This is a genomic window from Aeromonas sp. SER (genome assembly GCF_038739615.1).
GTDB classification, from domain to species: domain Bacteria; phylum Pseudomonadota; class Gammaproteobacteria; order Enterobacterales; family Aeromonadaceae; genus Aeromonas; species Aeromonas jandaei.
Genome location: NZ_JBCGFC010000015.1, coordinates 60,973 through 80,937, shown reverse-complemented (window position 1 = coordinate 80,937; position 19,965 = coordinate 60,973). Strand labels below are relative to the sequence as shown.

Genomic DNA, 19,965 nt, shown 5'->3' with positions numbered 1-19,965 from the left:
GCCTTACACCGCAGCAGCACCGGATACGATCTCTGTCAGCTCCTGGGTAATACTGGCCTGACGGGCCTTGTTGTATACCAGTTGCAGATCGTTAATCAGGTTACCGGCGTTGTCAGTCGCGGCTTGCATGGCAACCATTCGGGCTGCCTGTTCACTGGCCAAGTTTTCCACTACACCCTGGTAAACCTGAGATTCGACATAGCGAACCAGCAGGGTATCCAGCAGCTTCTTGGGATCCGGCTCATAGAGGTAATCCCAGTGGTGTTTCTTGGCGAGCTTGCTGTCTTCAGTTACGGGCAAAGGCAGCAGTTGATCGACCCGTGGTTGCTGCACCATGGTGTTGACGAACTTGTTGTACACCAGATACAGCTTGTCAATCTCACCGTTGTCGTAAGCCTTCAGCATGACCTTGACTGAACCAATCAGGTCATTGACGCTCGGGTTATCGCCCAGTCCTGCGACGTGAGCTTTCACCTTGGCGCCGTGCCGTTCAAAGAAGTTGGAGGCTTTGTTGCCGATCAGAGCCAGGTCAACCTTGGCACCTTTCGCGCTCCATTGCTTCATATCATTGAGGGCAGCCTTGAACAGGTTGATGTTCAGACCACCACACAGGCCACGGTCGGTGGAGACGACGATGTAACCCACTCGCTTGACCTCACGTTCGATGAGGTAGGGGTGCTTGTATTCCAGGTTCCCCTGAGCGATATGGCCGATCACCTTGCGCATGGTTTCAGCGTACGGACGGCTGGCAGACATGCGATCCTGCGCACGGCGCATCTTGCTTGCTGCCACCATTTCCATAGCGCTGGTGATCTTCTGAGTGTTTTTCACACTCCCGATCTTGTTACGTATCTCTTTTGCGCCGGCCATCTCTTCTCTCCATCAGGTGGCAGCTTGCGCTGCCACACACGCTTACCAGGTCTGGGTTGCCTTGAAGTTGTCCAGCAACGCAGTCAGCTTGCCAACGATCGCGTCGTTGTAGTCAGCCTTGGCATTGATTTCAGCCATCAGCTCGGCATGCTGGGTATCGGCGAAAGAGAGCAGAGCGGCTTCGAAATCGAGGATCTTGTTCAGCTCGACATCGGAGAGATAGCCTTTTTCCGCGGCGAACAGCACCAGAGACTGGTGAGCAACGCTCATCGGAGAGTACTGCTTCTGCTTCATCAGCTCGGTCACTTTCTGACCGTGGTCCAGCTGCTTGCGAGTCGCATCGTCCAGGTCGGAAGAGAACTGGGCAAACGCAGCAAGTTCGCGGTACTGAGCCAGCGCGGTACGGATACCACCGGACAGCTTCTTGACGATCTTGGTCTGGGCGGCACCACCCACACGGGATACGGAGATACCCGGATCAACCGCAGGACGAATACCGGCGTTGAAAGACTGGGAAGTCAGGAAGATCTGGCCATCGGTGATGGAGATCACGTTGGTCGGAACGAACGCGGATACGTCACCAGCCTGGGTTTCGATGATCGGCAGCGCGGTCAGAGAACCGGTTTTGCCCTTCACTTCACCCTTGGTGAACTTCTCTACGTACTCGTCGTTGACGCGAGCAGCACGCTCCAGCAGACGGGAGTGCAGATAGAATACGTCGCCCGGGAATGCTTCACGTCCTGGCGGACGGCGCAGCAGCAGGGAGATCTGACGATATGCAACGGCCTGCTTGGACAGGTCATCATAAATGATCAGGGCATCTTCACCGCGGTCACGGAAGTACTCACCCATGGAGCAACCGGAGTACGGAGCCAGATACTGCAGGGCAGCAGCTTCGGAAGCAGAGGCAACCACCACGATGGTGTTGGCCAGAGCACCGTGCTCTTCCAGCTTGCGCACCACGTTGGCGATGGTGGAGGCCTTCTGGCCAATCGCAACGTAGACACACTTAATGCCGGAGTCTTTCTGGTTGATGATGGTGTCGATCGCGATGGCAGTTTTACCTACCTGGCGGTCACCGATGATCAGCTCACGCTGGCCACGACCGATAGGGATCATGGCGTCGATGGCTTTCAGACCGGTCTGGACAGGCTGGTCAACAGACTTACGCTCGATAACGCCCGGGGCAATCACTTCTACCGGAGAGAAGCCATCGTGCTCGACCGGACCTTTACCGTCGATAGGCTGACCCAGGGTGTTGACCACCCGGCCCAACAGACCACGACCAACCGGCACCTCCAGAATGCGGCCAGTACCTTTTACTTTCATCCCTTCGGCCAGATCGGCATAGGGACCCATTACTACGGCACCAACGGAGTCACGCTCCAGGTTCAATGCCAGAGCGTAGCGGTTGCCCGGCAGCTCGATCATCTCACCCTGCATGGCATCGGCCAGGCCGTGGACACGAATGATACCGTCGCTTACAGAGACGATGGTACCTTCGTTACGCGCTTCGCTCTTTACATCAAACTGCGCAATGCGCTGCTTGATCAGCTCGGCGATTTCAGTGGAATTCAGTTGCATGCTCTAATACCCCAATCAAGATTGCAGCGCGTCAGCCATGCGATCCAGCTTACCGCGGACAGTTCCGTCGATAACCAGATCACCGGCCTTGATGAGCACCCCGGCCATCAAGGACGCATCGATGCTGCAATTCAGCTTCACTTTGCGCGCGAGACGTTGTTCCAGAGAAGCCTGAATATTGGCTTTCTGCTGGTCGGTCAGTGCAATCGCCGATGTCACGTCAGCCTGAACTTCTTTATCCAGTTCAGCCTTGAACACCACAAATTCGGCAACGACCGCCGGCAGCACACCCAAGCGACCATTCTCAGCCATTACCCGGATCAGGTTCTGGCCATGCTCGTCGAGTTGCTCACCGCAGATGCTGACAAACAGTTTTGCCAGCTCTTCGGCAGCCACAGAGCCGTTTACCAGGGAGTGGATGGTCTCGTTCTTCACTACTTCCGCAGCGAAGCTGAGCATCCCCAGCCACTGATCAACCGCCTTGTGCTCAACGGCAAACTCGAAAGCAGCCTTGGCGTAGGGGCGAGCGATTGTAGTCAGTTCAGACATAGCCCCGTTCCCGTTACAGTTCTGCTACCAGTTTGTCGACGATGTCGCTGTTGGCAGCCTGGTCGATTTGGCGCGCCAGGATCTTCTCTGCACCAGCAATGGCAAGAGCAGCAACCTGCTTGCGCAGTTCTTCTTTGGCACGATGACGTTCAGCTTCAATCTCGGCACGGCCTTGAGCCAGGATTTTTTCCCGCTCAGACTGGGCTCCGACAGTTGCCTCATCAATGATCTGGGCCTTGCGTTTGTTGGCCTGTTCAATGATTTCAGCAGCCTGGAGCTTGGCTTCTTTCAGCTGATCGACGGCGTTGGCCTTGGCCAAATCCAGATCTTTCTTGGCACGCTCAGCAGAAGAGAGACCATCAGCAATAGCTTTCTGACGGGCTTCGATGGCAGCAATCAACGGCGGCCATACGTACTTCATGCAAAACACTACGAAGAAGAAAAAAGCAATTGCTTGGCCGAGGAGGGTGGCGTTGATATTCACAGCCGATGTCCTCTTTAGTTAGTTAATGGGTTATGCCTGGAGATGTCGTAACGACTTAGCCAGCAACCGCAAACATCACGTACAGACCCAGACCAACGGCGATCATCGGGATCGCATCGACCAGACCCATTACGATGAAGAACTGGGTACGCAGAACAGGGATCAGGTCAGGTTGACGAGCAGCACCTTCCAGGAATTTACCACCCAGAATACCGATACCGATGGAAGCGCCGATAGCAGCCAGACCCATCATCATTGCAGCAGCGATGTACAGCAGGTCCATGTTCAAGTTTTCCATGAGGATCTCCATTTATTTAGATGTAATTGATTGTATAAAAAGGATTATTTGAGTCGCATCATCAATGGTCTTCCTGCGCCATCGACAGATAGACGATGGTCAGAACCATGAAGATGAATGCCTGCAAAGTGATGATCAGGATGTGGAAAATTGCCCAAGGCACGGACAGAATCCACTGTGACCACCAGGGTAGCAAACCCGCAATCAGGATAAAGATCAGTTCGCCAGCATACATGTTGCCGAACAGTCGAAGACCCAGAGAGACCGGTTTGGATACCAGCGTAACAGTTTCCAGGATGAGGTTAACCGGGATGGCAGCCGGGTGATTGAAAGGCTGAAGCGTCAGCTCCTTCACAAACCCGCCGATACCCTTGACCTTGATGCTGTAGTACAGGATCAAGAAGAACACGCCCAAAGCCATGGACATGGTGATGTTAACGTCAGCGGAGGGAACCACACGCAGATAGGGAATACCCATCAATTGTGCAGCGTGAGGGATAAAGTCAACAGGGATCAGATCCATCAGGTTCATCAGGAAGATCCAGACAAACACCGTCAGCCCCAAAGGTGCGATGACCTTGTTGCGACCGTGAAAGATGTCTTTGACGTTACCATTCACAAACTCGACCAGCATCTCCACAAAGCACTGCAGCTTACCCGGCACCCCGCTGGTAGCGTTGACGGCTACTTTGCGGAACAACAGGATAAACAGGGCGCCTAGCACGACGGAAAATACCATTGAGTCGATATTGACCGTCCAGAACCCGGACCCGACTTGCAGGTGGGTCAGGTGGTGGGAGATATATCCCTGAGGAGTCAGGACTTCTCCGGTTGCAGACATGAGTTTTCCTAATAGTGGTTGTTAAGCGTGAATGAGACTATCCACTGTACAACGAGGGCGAGGATATAAGTGGCGAAAAACGAGACGGTAACGACCTCGACTCCCGCACCAAACATCAGGGCGAATAGACCTGTTGTAGTAATGAGCTTAATCCCTGCCCCACCATAAAAGTCCCGCAGAACCAGACCCACACTCTCGGCCGTTACCTTGCGGCGCAGTACCCAGAGAGTGAACAAGGCCTGAGGAACCCAGTACATCCCCCCTCCGTAAAGGGCGGAATAACCGGCGCTGGCACCAGTCAGGTAATACCAGACGGCACTCATCGCCAGGATCAGGACCAGCTGACAAACGAGCATAACCAAGGCCAGTGTCAAACCTTCCAAGGCTATTTTCTGCTTCACCAACCTACCCCTGAACATTACAGAACTGTAAAAAATCGGGATCCGAAGACCCCATGTTAACAGCTCTAAAAGCCGGTCAAATTATACCCTTGAGGGCCACTATTGCAATATGACAAAAATCCTTAATTTTTGCGGCTTTCAGCGCAAAATCAGGGTTATGCCCATATCAAAAGGAATGGATGTTTTATTACTACAAAAAGCGTAAAAATCACGATTCCGACACGCCAAAATAGCCCAATATGCGGTCCAAATCGGACAAGTTCTCGTAACTAATTACTAACTTTCCGCTATCCCGCTTGCCAGGCTGAAGTTGTACCTGATTGCCAATTTTTTCAGCCAGCTGGCGCTCCAGGTAACCGATCTGCGGATCGCGGGCCGGTTCGACCCTGTCTTTTGCCGGCTCCAGCGCCTTTTGCACCAGCTTTTCGGTATCACGCACAGTCAGCCCTTTCTGGGCAACCAGCTTGGCCAGTTCGGACTGGGCCTGGCCACTCAGGGCCAACAAGGCACGGGCATGGCCCATGTCGAGATCGCCATGCTCGACGAAACGCTTCACGTCATCGTTGAGCTGGTTGAGACGCAACAGGTTGGTCACCGTGGTGCGGGACTTGCCCACCGCCTCGGCCACCTGCTGGTGGGTGAGTTCAAATTCGGTCAGCAGTCGCTGCAGGGCGACCGCCTCTTCGATGGCGTTGAGATCTTCGCGCTGGATGTTCTCAATCAGCGCGATGGCCACCGCTGCTTCGTCAGGAACATCCTTGACGATGCAGGGAACCACTTCAAGCCGGGCCAGTTGGGACGCGCGCCAGCGCCGCTCGCCAGCGATGATTTCAAAAGAGTGTTCGGCGACCGGACGCACCACGATGGGCTGGATCACCCCCTGGGCGCGGATGGAGTTGGCCAGCTCTTCCAGCGCATCCTGCGACATGTCCTTGCGCGGCTGGTACTTGCCCGAGTGCAGCCACTCGACTGGCAGCTTGCGCAGCTCACCCTGATTGGTGGGGGCCATGGCCTGCTCGGTACGTTGATCGCTCATCACCTGTTTCTGGCGGGCAGCCGTGCTGGTACTGAGCAGAGCATCCAGCCCCTTGCCCAGTCCACGTTTTTTCGGAGTCATACGCTCTCTCGGTCTGCGATGGTCGCCTGACGTTCCTGCTCCTGACGGCGCAGGATCTCGCCAGCCAGAGCCAGGTAGGCCTTGGCGCCCACCGATGATTTGTCATAGTGCATGGCCGGCGCACCGAAGCTCGGCGCCTCCGCCAGTCTGACGTTGCGGGGAATGATGGTGCGGTAGACCTTGTCGCCGAAGTGCTGTTTTAGCTGATCGGACACATCATTGGCCAGCCGGTTGCGGTGATCGTACATGGTACGCAGCACCCCTTCGATCTTGAGATCGGGATTGACCACGGCGGCCAGCTTGCTGATGGTATCGACCAGAGCAGTGAGCCCCTCCAGCGCATAGTATTCGCACTGCATGGGCACCAGCACGGAGTCGGCGGCGGCCATGGCATTCACGGTCAGCATGTTGAGGGACGGGGGACAGTCGATGAAGACGTAGTCGTACTTGTCCCGCACCGAGGCCAGCGCATTGCGCAGGCGGATCTCGCGGGCGAAAAACTCCATCAGGCGGATTTCGGCCGCGGTCACGTCGGCGTTGGCAGCGATCAGGTGATAGCCACCGGAAGTTTCGGGGATAATCACCTCGCTGATGGGGGCATCTTCGATCAGCAGCTCATAGGCGGTGCGCTCGACTTCGTACTTGTCGACGCCGCTGCCCATGGTGGCATTGCCCTGCGGATCCAGATCGATCACCAGCACCTTGCGCCGGGTGGCGGCCATGGAGGCGGCCAGGTTCACACAGGTGGTGGTTTTACCCACTCCACCCTTCTGGTTGGCTATGGCAATGACTTTTCCCACACTATCCCCTAAATGAAACTGCGACCCTATTCGGGCTGGATATGTTTGAATTCCAGCAGATGACGTTCGCCTTCCAGCTCCGGCACCCGCAACTCATGACAGGCTACCAGACGGATATTGGCAGGCAACTGGGCCAGCTCCTCTGCGGGATATTGTCCCTTGAGCGCGAGGAAGCTGCCCTGTTCTGACGGCAGGTGGTGACACCAGCTCAGCATGTCCTCCAGCGAAGCGAACGCTCTGCTGAGTACACCATCAAACCCGACTTCGGGTTGATACTCTTCCACCCGGGATTTGATCGGCGTCACATTGGTCAACCCCAGCTCCAGAATGACCTGGCGGATGAAGTTGATCCGTTTGCCCAGACTGTCCAGCAGAACGAACTGCTTGTCCGGGTTGATGATGGCCAGCGGCAGTCCAGGCAAGCCGGGACCGGTCCCCACATCGATGAAGCGCTCCCCGTGCAAGTGGGGGCTTACCACCAGACTGTCGAGGATATGCTTGACCAGCATGGCGTCCGGATCACGAACCGAGGTGAGATTGTAAGCCTTGTTCCACTTGTGCAGCAACTCGACCAGCTGCACCAGTTGGCTCTTTTGGGTATCGGTGATAACAATTCCGGCCTGCATGAGCAGGCCGTTCAATCTTTCCAGCATATTTTCCAACGGTAAGAATCCTCAGGCGGTTTTACGCAGCAGGCCGTGTTTTTTCAGGTGCACCAGCAGAATGGAGATGGCCGCCGGGGTGATGCCGGAGATGCGGGAAGCCTGACCGATGGTCTGCGGTTTGGCATCGTTGAGCTTGGCTTTCACCTCGTTGGAGAGGCCATTCACATCGCGATAGTCGAGATCCAGCGGCAACAGGGTGTTCTCGTTGCGCAGCTGCTTCTCAACTTCGTCCTGCTGACGATCGATGTAACCGGCGTACTTGATCTGGATTTCCACCTGCTCGGCAGCGGCAGGATCCGCCACAGCAGGGCCGATCCCGTCGATGGTCATCAGGGCATCGTAGGTCACTTCCGGACGGCGCAGCAGCTCTTCCAGGCTCTGTTCGCGGGTCAGCGGGGTATTGACCAGGGTGTTGACCGCCTCCAGTGACGGATGCTGCGGGTGGATCCAGGTCGAGCGCATGCGCTGACGCTCCAGCTCAACCTGTTCCATCTTGGCGTTGAACTTGCTCCAGCGCTCGTCATCCACCAGACCCAGCTCGCGACCAATGGTGGTCAGGCGGATATCGGCGTTGTCTTCACGCAGCAGCAGGCGATATTCGGCACGACTGGTGAACATGCGATAGGGCTCGCGGGTTCCCAGAGTGGAGAGATCGTCCATCATCACGCCCATGTAGGCCTGATCCCGACGCGGATGCCAGGGATCCTTGTCCTGCGCACGCAGGGCCGCGTTCAGACCAGCCATCAGGCCTTGTGCCGCCGCCTCTTCGTAACCGGTCGTCCCGTTGATCTGGCCAGCGAAGAACAGGTTTGGAATGCACTTGCTCTCCATGTTGGCCTTGAGATCCCGCGGATCGAAGAAATCGTACTCGATGGCATAACCCGGGCGGGTGATGTGGGCATTCTCGAAGCCACGCACGGAGCGAACGATCTGCACCTGCACGTCAAACGGCAAGCTGGTGGAGATCCCGTTCGGGTAGAGTTCGTGAGTGGTCAGCCCTTCCGGCTCGACGAAGATCTGGTGTGCAATCTTGTCGGCAAAGCGGGTGATCTTGTCCTCGATCGATGGGCAGTAGCGCGGGCCAATCCCCTCGATCACCCCGGCGTACATGGGGCTGCGATCCAGGTTATTGCGGATCACATCGTGGGTGCGCTCGTTGGTATGAGTTACGTAGCAAGGCACCTGACGGGGATGCTGGCTGGCATCACCGATGAAAGAGAATACCGGACGCGGATCGTCACCGTGCTGCTCCTGCATTACGGAGAAATCGACGCTGCGGGCATCGATGCGGGGCGGTGTGCCGGTCTTGAGGCGATCGATGCGCAGCGGCAGTTCGCGCAGGCGCTGGGCGAGGGCGATCGAGGGAGGATCCCCGGCACGGCCGCCCTTGTAGTTCTCCATCCCGATATGGATCAAACCATTCAGGAAGGTGCCTACGGTCAACACCACAGTCTTGCCGCTAATGCGGATCCCGCTCTGGGTCACCACACCGGCAACACGATCCCCGTCCATGATGAGATCGTCACAGGCCTGCTGGAAGATCTTCAGGTTGGGGTAGTTCTCCAGCATCTGGCGCACGACAGCCTTGTAAAGCAGGCGATCCGCCTGAGCGCGGGTAGCGCGTACTGCCGGCCCTTTGGATGAGTTGAGAGTGCGGAACTGGATCCCGCCAAGATCGATGGCTCTAGCCATGATCCCGCCGAGAGCGTCAACTTCCTTGACCAGGTGTCCCTTGCCGATCCCGCCGATCGCCGGGTTGCAGGACATATGCCCCAGCGTATCGATATTGTGGGTCAGCAACAGGGTATTCATGCCCATACGGGCTGCCGCTGTTGCTGCTTCGGTTCCGGCATGACCGCCACCGACGACGATCACATCAAATTGTTCATGGTATTGCATTGGGATCACCTTGATCTGCACGCCTGAAGATCTGTATTTGCCTGGGCTAAAAGGCGGAACATTCTATCTGTTTCACGCCCTGAGGGGAACGTCTACTTAACGTTCAGTATGAAGAGAGGATCCACTAAATAGATCTTAAGGATCTTTAGATCGATCTTTTACTGGATCTTTTATTAGGATCAGCCAGATCTGTTGATAAGCACTTTTTGATCATAAAGATCATTCAGTTAAAGGCGATCCCAGCTTGTGGAAAAGCTTGGATCCTGGCTCCTTGAACCGTGGGACAACCCTGACTTTTATGCACAGTGCAAACCTGCACAAGATCTCATTCATAGGATAACTATAGGTTTTACAGAGGTTAAACCTGTAGTTATGCACATTTATATGGATTGCTGTGGGTAACCGTGTAGAACAACTTGGCAAGATCCAGCTGTTAATAACCTGGTGGATAGCCGATCTGGGGATAAGTCGGGAGATCGCACTTTTATTGCGGATCTCCCGTGAGTGATCAGGCGATCATGGTCATCCAGTTATGGATCCAGGCTTCTGCGGCATCTTCCGGTATCTCGTAACGGGTTACATCGATGTCGAGCCGTTCTCCGATCCGGCTGGCACCACACTCGGCCAGCAGCCGATCCACTGTCTTGCCGCCCTGACAGAAGGTGTCATAACTGCTGTCACCAAGGGCGATCACTCCATATTTCAGTGAGTTAAGGTCCGGATGCTGCTCGGCAAGATCCTTGGCGAAGGGCTGCAGGTTGTCGGGCACATCCCCGGCACCATGGGTGGAAGTGACCACCAGCAGGATGGATCCGGGCTCATCCAGTACCTCGGTCAGCGAGGCTGGGTTGTGGATCCGGGTCTGGTGACCCGCCTGTTCCAGCAGATTGGCCACATGATCGGCGACATATTCGGCGGCCCCCAGCATGGAACCGACGACGATATTGAGTTTTGCCATGGAATGGATCCTGATTCAGAGAAAAGAGGCGAAGCCGGATTCTAACTCCAAAGGATGTGGATAAATATGGATAAAGCTTGGGGATAATGGATCCACTCAGAGATAGCTGTGGATCTTGTCTCTGTAAGATCCGCCGGGTGGCGTTGTTGAGCGGATGAAATAAAAGAGGCTTGTCAGGAGCCTTGGGGGTCATTTCCCGATGGCATCTTAAGGCTGCTGGGCTCTTTCTACTTCCTTTTCAGCAAATGCTTGAGCATGTGAAATGGTGGGGATTTCCCTTTATTGCACGATATAAAGCGGCGGTAAGGAGGTGCTTACTTCATGTGGTGCCTGCGTCGCCTCTAGGTTTGTGGACGAAAAATGCACAAAAAAGCCCGGGACGAACCCGGGCTTTTTATTGTCTGCCGAACCGGCTTATTTGCCGATGCAGAAGCTGGAGAAGATGCGGCCCAGCAGATCGTCGGAGCTGAATTCACCGGTGATCTCGGAGAGGGACTCCTGCGCCAGGCGCAGCTCTTCGGCCACCAGCTCGCCAGCCACGAACACTTCCAGCTGCTCCTTGGCCACCAGCAGCCGCTCGGCGGCGCGCTCCAGAGCATCCAGATGGCGGCGGCGGGCCATAAAGCCCCCTTCGGTGTTGCCCTGGAAGCCCATGCAGGCTTTCAGGTGCTCGCGCAGGGCAGGCAGCCCCAGCTCGGTCTTGGCGGAGATGCGATAGACTGCGTGGCCCTGCTCCTGACTCGGTGCTAGATCTTCGCCAGTCAAGTCAGCTTTGTTGCGAATGACGGTGAGACCGATGTTTTTTGGCAACCGATCAACAAATTCCGGCCAGATTTCGCGCGGGTCTACTGCGTCTGTGGTGGTGCCATCCACCATAAACAGCACCCGATCGGCCTGCTCGATCTCGGCCCAGGCGCGCTCGATACCGATCTGCTCCACCTTGTCCTGGGTGTCGCGCAGGCCGGCGGTGTCGATGATATGCAGTGGCATGCCATCGAGATGGATGTGCTCGCGCAACACGTCGCGGGTGGTACCGGCAATCTCGGTAACGATGGCTGACTCACGGCCTGCCAGAGCGTTGAGCAGGCTCGATTTGCCGGCGTTGGGACGACCGGCGATCACCACCTTCATCCCTTCCCGCAGCAGGGCGCCCTGCTTGGCTTCACCACGCACGTCGTCCAGCTCGGACATGATGGCGTAGAGGTCGCCCGCCACCTTGCCATCGGAGAGGAAGTCGATCTCCTCGTCCGGGAAGTCGATGGCCGCTTCCACATAGATACGCAGCCGGGTCAGGTTTTCCACCAGCTGCTGGATCTTGCTGGAGAACTGCCCCTGCAGGGAGTGCATAGCGCTGCGGGCAGCCTGTTCGCTGGAGGCTTCAATAAGATCGGCTATCGCCTCGGCCTGGGCCAGATCCAGTTTGTCGTTGATGAAGGCGCGCTCGCTGAACTCGCCGGGGCGGGCAGGGCGGATCCCTTCAATTTGCAGAATGCGGCGGATCAGCATGTCCATGATGACGGGGCCGCCGTGGCCCTGCAGCTCCAGCACATCTTCGCCGGTAAAGCTGTTGGGGGCCTTGAACAGCAGGGCTATGCCCTGATCCAGTACTTCGCCTTGCTCATCCCTGAACGGCAGATATTCGGCGTAGCGTACCCGCGGGCACTTGCCGAGCACTATCTCGGCAACCTGTTCGGCGGCGGGACCGGATACCCGGACTATGCCGACGCCACCACGGCCGGGGGCGGTGGCCTGGGCCACGATCGTATCTGTAGTCATCTTGCTTGGCTCGTTTGTTCGCTGATAGGAAAACGTAGTGGGAGACATTGTAATAAAAAAGGCGGCCCGAAGGCCGCCTCTTTTGTCATCACGGGAAGATTAGCTGCGCATCAGTTGCGAGTGTGCAGGCCTTTCTTCTCCAGCTGACGATAGATGATGGTCTGCTGGGTAATGGAAATGACGTTGCTCACCAGCCAGTAGAGAGTCAGGCCAGCCGGGAACCAGAGGAACATGAAAGTGAAGATGATCGGCATGAACTGCATCACTTTCTGCTGCATCGGGTCGGTCACGGTGGTCGGGCTCATCTTCTGCAGATACCACATGGAGGCACCCATGAGGATTGGCAGCACGAAGAAGGGGTCCTTCACTGACAGGTCGGTGATCCACAGGGCGAACGGCGCGTGGCGCAGCTCAACAGACTCCATCAGTGCCCAGTAGAGAGCAATGAAGATGGGCATCTGAACCAGGATCGGCAGACAGCCACCCAGCGGGTTGACCTTCTCCTTCTTGTACAGCTCCATCATGCCCTGAGACATCTTCTGGCGATCGTCGCCGAAGCGCTCGCGCAGGGCCGCAATCTTGGGTTGCAGCATGCGCATCTTGGCCATGGAGGTGTACTGGGCCTTGGTCAGCGGGAACATTATGCCGCGCACCAGCAGGGTCAGCATGATGATGGCCACACCCCAGTTCTGGACGAAACCGTGGAACACGGTCAGCAGCCAGTGCAGCGGTTGGGCGATAAACCACAGCCAGCCGTAATCGACGGTCAGGTCGAGGTGGTTTGCCACCTTGGCCATCTGGTCTTGCAGCTTGGGACCAACCCACAGTTTGCTGGTCACTTCAGCCTGTTGACCGGCAGCCACGTCAACAATCGGCGCCTTGTAACCGATGATGGCCTGGCCTTTGCCCGGGATCACACGGCTGTAGAAGCTGTTGGTATCGTTTGCGTTCGGAGCCCAAGCAGAGACGAAGTAGTGTTGCAGCATGGCGACCCAACCACCCTTGGTGGTCTTGCTCAGGTCGGCATCCTTCATCTCGTCGAAGGTGTACTTCTTGTAGCGGGTATCTTCAGTGGAGAAGGCACCGCCGCGGTAAGCACTGGCTACCATGGCATGGCCTTGCTGGTCTTTCGGAGTCGCCACGGTCTGCTTCAGCTGACCGTAGAACTGCACCTGTACCGGCTCGGCGGATTTGTTGTCGATCTTGTAGTCGACGCCAACGGCATAGTCACCACGCTTGAGGATGAACTCCTTGGTGAAGACAACGCCCTTGCTGTCGGTCCAGGTCATCGGAACGACGACTTGATCCTGACCATCAGCCAGCTGGTAGCTGGTCTGGGCGGCTTCATAGGTGGGACGACCCTGGGCCTGGCTGTCAGGACCATCGCGACCAACCAGACCGCTCTGGGCAACATAAAGGTGCTCAGGTTGGCTGGTCAGCAGTACGAACGGTTGATCCTTGCCTTCTTCCAGCTTGTGGGCCAGCAGTTCAGCAGAGACGATGTCGCCACCCTGGGTATCCAGAGTCAGCTTGAGCACGTCGGAGGAGACGGTGATCAGCTTGCGTGCGGCAGTCGCATTGGCTTGCTCGGAAACCTGAGGAATATCACCGGATTGACCGGCTTCAGGTACGAAATGTTCGGTTTGGGCCACGGTAGTCGGGGCCGGCTTGGGAGCCTTGTCGGACTCCCACTGTTGCCAGAGCAAAAAGCTCACGAACAGCAAACCGATCAGGAGTAGATTGCGTTGTGATTCCATAGTCTTCAGTTTCTTCGCTTTGGTTGCGGAACCGGGTCATAACCACCCTCGGATAAGGGATGGCATTTTAATAGACGTTTGCTGGCTAACCAAACGCCTTTTATGAAACCGTGAAGTCGGATTGCTTCTATCGCAAATTGGGAACAAGTCGGGGTAAAACGGCAGCGCGGCCCCAGCAGGGGACTAATGATTAGCTGATACAGACGTATCAGTTTGATAGCTACCCATTGCAACGGCGTGACAGAGTGCGCCATAGCTTTTCCAGTAACTTGAACAGTTCCTCGTTATCCATCTCTTTCACACCGGCCTTGGCGATCACCACGATGTCGATAGCGGGCAGCTGATGTTGTTTGAGGCGGAAACTTTCCCGAACCACCCGTTTGACACGGTTACGCCAAACGGCACGCTTGAGTGCTTTTTTGGGCACAGCGAGACCAAGACGAGGGTGTTCGAGCGAATTGGGAGAGGCGAGAAGAGTAATCTGCGGAGAGGCGGCCCGGACAGGCTCGGCGAAAACGCGTTTGAAGTGTTCGGGAGTTAACAGACGTAACTCCCGAGAGAAGGTGTGCTGGGTAGGCATTAGACTACCAGGCGGGCACGACCCTTGGCACGACGAGCGGCCAGAACTTTACGACCGTTGGCAGTTGCCATGCGGGCGCGGAAACCGTGAGAGCGCTTGCGCTTCAGGTTGGACGGTTGAAAAGTACGTTTCATGATTCGATTCCGTATTACTGTACAGTTTTGATTGTCACACTTAGCCGACGCGCCAGCTATAGCGTGTGACGACTAGCAAAAGAGGCCGAATTCTAAACAGAGTTCGGCTTTTAGTCAATCCGCCGTTCCCTCTCATCCTGCGGTGGTCTTGAAAAGGCCGCTGCCGAGTGTGAGGATCCAGAGGATCGAGGGCTCCGGATTATACTGGCAACCCGGTGTTAAACAAGGGATCCCTCAATAAAAAAGGCGGCCAGGCCGCCAAAGAGAGAGCTATTTAAGGACTTTCCGCAAGAACTCCCGGGTACGGGGATCCTTGGGATCGACCAATATCTGATCCGGCGGGCCTTGCTCCACGATCCGGCCACCTTCCATGAAGATCACCCGATCGGCCACATCCCGCGCGAATTCAATCTCGTGGGTCACCACCACCATGGTCTGGTGCTGGCTAGCCAGCTTTTTCATCAGCCCGAGCACTTCATCGACCCATTCCGGATCGAGCGCCGAGGTGGGTTCGTCAAACAGGATCACCTTGGAGTGGGCCGCCATGGCACGGCCGATGCCGACCCGTTGCTGCTGGCCGCCGGAGAGGGAGGCCGGATAGGCGTCCTTCTTGTCGGCAAGACCTATATCCTCAAGGATGCCGAGGGCGGTAGCACGGGCTTCCGCCTTTGGCTGTTTCCAGACGGTGATCAGCCCTTCGGCAATGTTGTCCTGCGCCGTCTTGTTGGCAAACAGGGCGTAGTTCTGGAACACGAAGGAGGCGCGCTTGCGCAGCTCGATGGCCTGCTGCTCGCTGGCATTTGCCAGATTGAGCTGCAGATCGTCGATGGCAAGCGAACCCGCATCCGGGGTCTCCAGCAGGTTGAGGCAGCGCAGCAGAGTCGACTTGCCGGTGCCGGAGGGGCCGATAATGACCACTATCTCCCCCTTCTTTACCTCCAGATCGATGCCGTTGAGCACCTGATTGCCCTGATATGCCTTGGAGAGGCCGGTTAGCTTGATCATGAGAGCCCTCCTTTAATAGGCACGGTTGAGACGAATTTCCAGCAGGTGCTGCAAGCGGGTAAAGAAGATGACCACCACCCAGTAGATAAGCGCCACCGCCATAAAGCTCTCGAAGAACTTGAAAGAGGAGGAGGCTTCCATCTGCGCCTTGCCCATGATCTCGGCCACACCGAGGGTAAAGGCCAGCGAGGTGCTCTTGATCATGTCGATGAAGTAGTTCATCAGCGACGGGGTGGCTATGCGTGCCGCCTGCGGCAAGATGATCCGCTGCATTGCCTGCAGCCGGCTCATGCCGATGCTGAGCGCCGCTTCCATCTGACTTTTATGGATACCCAGGATCGACGCTCTGATCGACTCGGCCATGTAGGCGGCAAAGTGGAGGGTCAGACCTATGATGGCGGCGGTAAAGGCATCCATCCCGGAAAATACGTGGAACAGTTGTGGCAGCCCGTAATAGAGCAGAAACAGCTGGACGAGCAGCGGTGTACCCCGAAAGAACGAGATATAGAGCATCGCCAGCCAGTGGATCACGGGGATGCGAAAGACCCGTACTATCGCCAGTGCCAGCGACAGTACGAGTGCCAACGCGAATCCCCACAGGGCCATCTCCATCGTGGTGCCCAGATATTTGAGCAGGATGGGAAACAGCCCTACGGTGTACTCGATATCGAAGTGCATCATTTATTTGTCGGTGATGTCGGACGCGAACCATTTCTCGGAGATTTGACGCAGGGAGCCATCCTTGCGCATGGCGGTCAGAGCTTCATCGACCTTTTTCAGCAGCGCCTGCTTCTCTGGAGTCTTCAGGAAGGGCAGGGCGTTCTCGATGGTTTCGAACGGTGCGCCAGCCTGTTGCAGCGGCAGCTTGGACTCCTTGATCAGCTGGGCGGTGGAGACGCGGTCCATCACGAAGGCGTCAATGCGGCCCAGCGCGACATCCTGTTCGAAGGCGGAGTCATAGGTGCGGATATCGATCTTGTGGTTCGGATCGTTCTTGCGCAGCAGCTCTTCAAAGTTGGAGCCAAGGTTGACCGCGACCTTTTTGCCTTCCAGATCCTTGATGCCGTGGATGGTGTTGTTGCCCTGACGGACCACGATCTGGGCGCCGTCATAGACGTAGGGCTGGGAGAAGTCGTACTTCGCCTTGCGCTCGTCGGTGATGGTGATCTGGTTGGAGATGGTATCGACACGGCCGGTTTCCAGCATGCCGAACAGACCGGAGAAGCTGGCGGTCACGAACTCGACCTTGTAGCCGGTGCGTTCGCCGATCTGGTTCCACATATCCACTTCAAAGCCCTGCAGCTTGTCCTGCTTGACGAAAGTGAACGGGAAGTACTTGCCGGACATACCGACCTTGATGGTCTCCTGGGCGATGGCCTGACCAGACAGGGTAGCCAACAGGATGGCTGCGCCGGAAATAAGCTTGATGGAAGTTTTCATGGGGTTTCTCTCTCTAAATGTCTTGTATTTGTAGTTGTAATAACTGCTTTGGCACTGATGTTATTGGAATAAAATTTAAAAAATAAATGACATTTGGTTATATGAAATAACAGGAGTGCAGCACGAGATCCGCTAGTTGCAGCAGTGGATCAAGCTGTGGGTAACTTTGGGGATGAAAGATGATCCGGAGGCGCTGGATCCTTGAAAGTCAAGGATCTTATTTGCTGGATCCGCGGGGTCACGGCTGGAGATCCGGCGGCGAAAAACGTAGAATAGCCGGTCTTTAGTTAATCAATCGACAGGAGTTTAGAGTGACTGCTTCGCTATGGCAGCAGTGCCTTAACCGGCTGCAAGATGAGTTGCCCTCGGCAGAATTCAGCATGTGGATCCGGCCGCTTCAAGCGGAGTTGAGTGACAATACTCTGACCCTGTATGCACCGAATCGCTTCGTTCTGGACTGGGTACGAGACAAGTACCTCATCCGGGTGAACGGCATCATTAACGAACTTTGCGGGGTCGATGGCCCCGCCCTGCGTTTTGATATTGGCAATCGTCCCCACCCCGTCACCGTCGCTGCAAGCAGAGTGCCGGCGCAGGGTGCTGCGCCTGTGAATAACTTGCAGAAGAGCTGGGAAAGCAAGCCCGAAACCAAGCCCGAGCCGAACCACAAGAGCAACACCAACGTGAACTATACCTTCGAAAATTTCGTCGAGGGTAAGTCCAACCAGTTGGCTCGTGCGGCGGCCCGTCAGGTGGCGGACAATCCGGGTGGTGCTTACAACCCGCTGTTCCTCTATGGCGGTACCGGTTTGGGTAAAACCCACCTCCTGCACGCCGTTGGCAATGCCATCAAGGAGAGCAAAAAAGATGCGAAAGTCATCTATATGCACTCCGAGCGATTTGTGCAGGACATGGTGAAAGCGCTGCAAAACAACGCTATTGAAGAGTTCAAGCGTTACTACCGCAGCGTCGATGCCCTGCTCATCGATGACATCCAGTTCTTCGCCAACAAGGAGCGCTCCCAGGAGGAGTTCTTCCATACCTTCAACGCTTTGCTCGAAGGCAACCAGCAGATCATCCTCACCTCGGATCGCTATCCGAAAGAGATCAACGGTGTCGAGGATCGCCTCAAGTCCCGCTTCGGCTGGGGCCTGACCGTGGCGATCGAGCCGCCTGAGCTGGAGACTCGCGTCGCCATCCTGATGCGCAAGGCGGACGAGAACCAGATCCACCTGCCGGACGAAGTGGCCTTCTTCATTGCCAAACGGCTGCGTTCCAACGTCCGTGAACTGGAAGGGGCTCTCAACCGGGTGATCGCCAACGCCAACTTTACCGGTCGCGCCATCAACATCGACTTCGTACGCGAAGCGCTGCGCGATCTGCTGGCGTTGCAGGAGAAGCTGGTCACCATCGACAATATCCAGAAGACGGTGGCGGAGTACTACAAGATCAAGCTTGCAGATCTGCTCTCCAAGCGCCGTTCCCGCTCCGTGGCCCGCCCGCGCCAGCTGGCGATGGCACTGGCCAAGGAGCTGACCAACCACAGTTTGCCGGAGATAGGTGATGCCTTTGGTGGCCGTGACCATACCACCGTTCTTCATGCCTGCCGCAAGATCGAGCAGCTGAAGGAGGAGAGTCACGACATCAAGGAGGACTACTCCAACCTGATCCGTACCCTTTCTTCCTGATAACGGAGAGCACAGATGCAGCTCGAAATTAGCCGTGAGGCCCTGTTACGTCCTCTGCAACTGGTGTCCGGTGCCCTGGGTGGCCGACCGACCCTGCCGATCCTCGGCAACGTGCTGCTTGATGTCAGCAACGGTCTGCTGTCGCTGACCGGTACCGATCTCGAAGTAGAGATGATCGGTCAGGTCTATCTGAATGGTGCCAGCGAAGATGGCCGCACCACTGTGCCGGCGCGCAAGCTGCTGGACATCTGCCGTGGTCTGCCGGAAGGTGCCGAGATCCGTCTCAATACCGAAGGCGATCGCCTGATCATCCGTTCCGGTCGTTCCCGTTTCAATCTGTCGACCCTGCCGGCAACCGAGTATCCGAACATCGAGGATTGGGAGTCCGTGCTCGAGTTCGATATCAGCCAGCTGGAGCTGAAGAAGCTGATCGATGCGACCCAGTTCTCCATGGCCAGCCAGGATGTGCGTTACTACCTGAACGGCATGCTGTTCGAAAGCGAAGGTCACGGTCTGCGTACCGTGGCGACCGACGGTCACCGTCTGGCCACCTGCCGCCGCGAGGTAGTAGGGGAATCGCTGCCCGATCATCAGGTTATCCTGCCGCGCAAAGGGGTGCTGGAGCTGGTGCGTCTGCTGGAAGCGGAAGAGAAGCCGGTGCGACTGCAGATCGGTCGCAGCAACCTGCGTGCCGCCCTCGACGGCTTCATCTTCACCTCCAAGCTGGTGGATGGCCGTTTCCCGGACTGGCGTCGGGTCATTCCGCGCAACAGCGACAAGGCCCTGATCGCCGGCCGTGAGGATCTGCGTCAGGCGTTTGCCCGCGCGGCGATCCTCTCCAACGAAAAATTCCGTGGGGTGCGTCTCAATCTGCAGGAAAACCTGCTGCGCATCACCGCCAACAACCCGGAACAGGAAGAAGCGGAAGAGCTGCTTGACGTACAATACGCTGCTGGCGAGATGGAGATCGGATTCAACGTCTCTTATGTGCTGGACGTGCTGAATACGTTAAAATGTGAGCAAATCCGGGTTAGCCTGAGCGATTCCGTCAGCAGCGCCATTATTGAGGATTTTGAAAATCAGGATGCTCAGTACGTGGTAATGCCGATGCGGATCTAG

General features: G+C 56.5%; 22 protein-coding genes. 2 read left to right on the top strand and 20 right to left on the bottom strand.

Features of this window, described 5'->3' with window-relative positions; all coding sequences use genetic code 11:
* Positions 1-3: 3 nt before the first annotated feature.
* The 20 genes from atpG to AAHA41_RS18990 all read right to left on the bottom strand — a co-directional run bounded on the left by atpG (position 4) and on the right by AAHA41_RS18990 (position 17,158).
* The gene (gene atpG / locus AAHA41_RS19085) at positions 4-870 is read right to left on the bottom strand and encodes a F0F1 ATP synthase subunit gamma (protein WP_041210471.1); all 867 of its coding nucleotides are present in this window, start codon (positions 868-870) and stop codon (positions 4-6) included.
* A gap of 42 nt (positions 871-912) precedes the next feature.
* A complete protein-coding gene (gene atpA / locus AAHA41_RS19080) occupies positions 913-2,454 on the bottom strand; it encodes a F0F1 ATP synthase subunit alpha (protein WP_042031086.1) in 1,542 nt (513 codons plus the stop codon).
* A gap of 15 nt (positions 2,455-2,469) precedes the next feature.
* Positions 2,470-3,003, bottom strand: a complete 534-nt coding sequence (gene atpH / locus AAHA41_RS19075) for a F0F1 ATP synthase subunit delta (RefSeq protein WP_041210473.1) — start codon at positions 3,001-3,003, stop codon at positions 2,470-2,472.
* 13 nt (positions 3,004-3,016) lie between these two features.
* A complete protein-coding gene (atpF, locus tag AAHA41_RS19070) occupies positions 3,017-3,487 on the bottom strand; it encodes a F0F1 ATP synthase subunit B (protein WP_005342350.1) in 471 nt (156 codons plus the stop codon).
* 55 nt (positions 3,488-3,542) lie between these two features.
* Positions 3,543-3,785: a F0F1 ATP synthase subunit C gene (gene atpE / locus AAHA41_RS19065; RefSeq protein WP_005307205.1), complete on the bottom strand. Its 243-nt coding sequence runs from the start codon at positions 3,783-3,785 to the stop codon at positions 3,543-3,545.
* Positions 3,786-3,846: 61 nt separating this feature from the next.
* Complete coding sequence (gene atpB / locus AAHA41_RS19060) at positions 3,847-4,626, bottom strand: F0F1 ATP synthase subunit A (protein WP_033115242.1); 780 nt, start codon at positions 4,624-4,626, stop codon at positions 3,847-3,849.
* Between the two features lie 8 nt (positions 4,627-4,634).
* Positions 4,635-5,045, bottom strand: coding sequence for an ATP synthase subunit I (locus tag AAHA41_RS19055; RefSeq protein WP_033115243.1), 411 nt, complete (start codon positions 5,043-5,045; stop codon positions 4,635-4,637).
* 190 nt (positions 5,046-5,235) lie between these two features.
* Entirely contained in the window at positions 5,236-6,144 is a 909-nt protein-coding gene (locus tag AAHA41_RS19050; protein WP_104016726.1) for a ParB/RepB/Spo0J family partition protein, read from the bottom strand.
* Entirely contained in the window at positions 6,141-6,944 is an 804-nt protein-coding gene (locus AAHA41_RS19045) for a ParA family protein (RefSeq protein WP_033115245.1), read from the bottom strand. The genes AAHA41_RS19050 and AAHA41_RS19045 overlap by 4 nt, the downstream gene beginning before the upstream one ends.
* Before the next feature lie 26 nt (positions 6,945-6,970).
* Entirely contained in the window at positions 6,971-7,597 is a 627-nt protein-coding gene (rsmG, locus tag AAHA41_RS19040) for a 16S rRNA (guanine(527)-N(7))-methyltransferase RsmG (RefSeq protein ID WP_033115246.1), read from the bottom strand.
* Between the two features lie 21 nt (positions 7,598-7,618).
* Positions 7,619-9,508, bottom strand: a complete 1,890-nt coding sequence (gene mnmG / locus AAHA41_RS19035; RefSeq protein ID WP_323069244.1) for a tRNA uridine-5-carboxymethylaminomethyl(34) synthesis enzyme MnmG — start codon at positions 9,506-9,508, stop codon at positions 7,619-7,621.
* A gap of 508 nt (positions 9,509-10,016) precedes the next feature.
* Positions 10,017-10,466, bottom strand: coding sequence for an FMN-binding protein MioC (gene mioC / locus AAHA41_RS19030; protein WP_071914511.1), 450 nt, complete (start codon positions 10,464-10,466; stop codon positions 10,017-10,019).
* A 414-nt stretch (positions 10,467-10,880) separates the two neighbouring features.
* Complete coding sequence (gene mnmE / locus AAHA41_RS19025; protein ID WP_071914522.1) at positions 10,881-12,242, bottom strand: tRNA uridine-5-carboxymethylaminomethyl(34) synthesis GTPase MnmE; 1,362 nt, start codon at positions 12,240-12,242, stop codon at positions 10,881-10,883.
* 110 nt (positions 12,243-12,352) lie between these two features.
* A complete protein-coding gene (yidC, locus tag AAHA41_RS19020) occupies positions 12,353-13,999 on the bottom strand; it encodes a membrane protein insertase YidC (protein WP_323069245.1) in 1,647 nt (548 codons plus the stop codon).
* Between the two features lie 5 nt (positions 14,000-14,004).
* Positions 14,005-14,253 (bottom strand): membrane protein insertion efficiency factor YidD, encoded by a 249-nt coding sequence (gene yidD, locus AAHA41_RS19015; RefSeq protein ID WP_010672280.1) that lies wholly within the window; start codon positions 14,251-14,253, stop codon positions 14,005-14,007.
* A complete protein-coding gene (gene rnpA / locus AAHA41_RS19010) occupies positions 14,220-14,579 on the bottom strand; it encodes a ribonuclease P protein component (protein ID WP_005342318.1) in 360 nt (119 codons plus the stop codon). Before rnpA ends, yidD begins: the two co-directional genes overlap by 34 nt.
* Positions 14,579-14,713 carry a 50S ribosomal protein L34 gene (rpmH, locus tag AAHA41_RS19005; protein ID WP_005307156.1) on the bottom strand — a complete coding sequence of 45 codons (135 nt, stop codon included), beginning with the start codon at positions 14,711-14,713 and terminating at the stop codon, positions 14,579-14,581. Before rpmH ends, rnpA begins: the two co-directional genes overlap by 1 nt.
* A 270-nt stretch (positions 14,714-14,983) precedes the next feature.
* Positions 14,984-15,718, bottom strand: a complete 735-nt coding sequence (locus AAHA41_RS19000) for an amino acid ABC transporter ATP-binding protein (protein WP_043851676.1) — start codon at positions 15,716-15,718, stop codon at positions 14,984-14,986.
* A 12-nt stretch (positions 15,719-15,730) separates the two neighbouring features.
* Complete coding sequence (locus tag AAHA41_RS18995; protein WP_323069246.1) at positions 15,731-16,399, bottom strand: amino acid ABC transporter permease; 669 nt, start codon at positions 16,397-16,399, stop codon at positions 15,731-15,733.
* Positions 16,400-17,158 (bottom strand): amino acid ABC transporter substrate-binding protein, encoded by a 759-nt coding sequence (locus tag AAHA41_RS18990; protein ID WP_033115252.1) that lies wholly within the window; start codon positions 17,156-17,158, stop codon positions 16,400-16,402.
* 311 nt (positions 17,159-17,469) lie between these two features.
* Here AAHA41_RS18990 and dnaA point away from each other — a divergent pair, with 311 nt between their 5' ends.
* Both dnaA and dnaN read left to right on the top strand, forming a co-directional pair.
* On the top strand, positions 17,470-18,846 hold the full coding sequence (dnaA, locus tag AAHA41_RS18985; RefSeq protein WP_323069247.1) for a chromosomal replication initiator protein DnaA: 1,377 nt from the start codon (positions 17,470-17,472) through the stop codon (positions 18,844-18,846).
* A gap of 15 nt (positions 18,847-18,861) precedes the next feature.
* Entirely contained in the window at positions 18,862-19,965 is a 1,104-nt protein-coding gene (gene dnaN, locus AAHA41_RS18980) for a DNA polymerase III subunit beta (RefSeq protein WP_042031091.1), read from the top strand.